General features: G+C 67.5%; 1 protein-coding gene. It reads left to right on the forward strand.

Annotation, left to right across the window (positions count from 1 at the left end; translation table 11 throughout):
* Positions 1–262: 262 nt before the first annotated feature.
* On the forward strand, positions 263–1567 hold the full coding sequence (locus ACIQVL_RS51530; RefSeq protein WP_403479314.1) for an IS110 family transposase: 1305 nt from the start codon (positions 263–265) through the stop codon (positions 1565–1567).
* Positions 1568–1661: the final 94 nt, after the last annotated feature.

Raw genomic sequence — 1661 nt, forward strand, 5'->3', positions numbered from 1 at the left:
GCTACCAAGTTGGTGTGACGCGTTGCCCGCGCCGTGGTGACAGCGCGAAAATCGGTCGTGGGTGCCGCTCAGGTCCGACGTCGATGGTCTCTTGGCCTGTTGAGCCCGTTACCAAGTCTGATGCCGGAGCCGCACTGCGGGGCAGTGACATGTTGCTTCGAGCACGCCGGCCAGATTTGGCATCCCCTTGCGGCTCCCCTGGGCGGCACCCGCTGACAGCACCCCGCTGGGGGTGACGGACACGGTGGCAGAGAGCACGGTGATGGGCGATCAGATTGAGGTGTCCGAGCTGGAGGTGGGTGACGAACTGGTCGCGCGGGTCGCGGCACTGGACATCGCCAAGGCCTCGGCAATGGTGTGCACACGGGTGCCCGGCAACGGAAGCCGTAAGCGCCAGGAGATTCAGAAGGTCGGTGCGACAACCGCGGCGATCCTGGAACTGGCCGACCACCTGGTCTGCCAGGGCGTCGAACTGGTCGTCATGGAGTCCACCTCCGACTATTGGCGTCCCTTCTACTACCTGCTCGAGGACCGGGGCCTTGCGTGCTGGCTGGTCAACGCCCGCGACGTCAAGAATGTCCCGGGTCGGCCCAAGACCGACAAGCTGGACGCTGTCTGGCTGGCCAAGCTCGCCGAACGCGGCATGCTGCGTCGTTCCTTCGTGCCGCCCGCCCCGGTGCGCCGCCTGCGGGACCTCACCCGCGCACGCGCCGTGCTCACCGCCGACCGCACCGCCTACAAGGAACGTGTCGAGAAGGTTCTCGAAGACGCCCAGATCAAGCTGTCCAGCGTGGCCACCGACATATTCGGGGCATCCGGCCGGGCAATGCTCGAAGCACTGATCGCCGGGGAACGCAGCCCCAGGACCCTGGCCGACCTGGCCCGCGGCAGCATGCGGTCCAAGCGTGACGATCTCAGCGAGGCGTTACGGGGCCGGTTCGACGCTCACCACGGCTATCTGATCCGCCTCTACCTGGAGGACATCGACCGCATGAACGCCCAGATCACCGACCTGGGTGCGCACATCGAGGCGGCCGTCCGGGAACTGGACCCCACCCACGCCGACGGCCCCCGAACGCCACTGCTGGAACGGCTGGCCGAGATCCCCGGCATCGGACCGGTGACCGCACAGAACATCCTCGCGGAAACCGGCTTCGACATGAGCGTCTTCCCCACCCCCGGACACCTGGCTTCCTGGGCCAAACTGACCCCGCGCACCCTGCAGTCCGGGACGAAGAACACCTCCGGCGGCACCGGACACGGCAACCCCTGGCTGCGACGAGCCCTCGGGCAGGCCACCGTCAGCGCCGGCAGGAGCCAGAGCTTCCTGGGTGCCCGCTACCGACGCCTCATCAAACGCAAACCCAAGAAGAAGGCCCAGGCCGCGCTGGCCCGCAACATCCTCGAGATGGTCTGGCAGCTGATCGCCGACCCCGACGCCCGCTATCACGACCTCGGCACCGACTGGTACGAGCGCCGCACCGACCCCGAACGCCGCACCCGTGAACTCGTCCGCCAGCTCGAACGCCTGGGCAACACCGTCACCCTGACTCCCAGCCTGGCCTGACCACGAACGCCTCGTCGCCGGATCCGCCATCAACACCCCGAGCACGGAGCAGGCATCAGCCCGCCCTCCAGCCCTTTGATTTTCCGGCCAGAGG

It is taken from the genome of Streptomyces sp. NPDC090499 (assembly GCF_044769305.1).
In the GTDB taxonomy this organism is placed as follows: Bacteria; Actinomycetota; Actinomycetes; order Streptomycetales; family Streptomycetaceae; genus Streptomyces.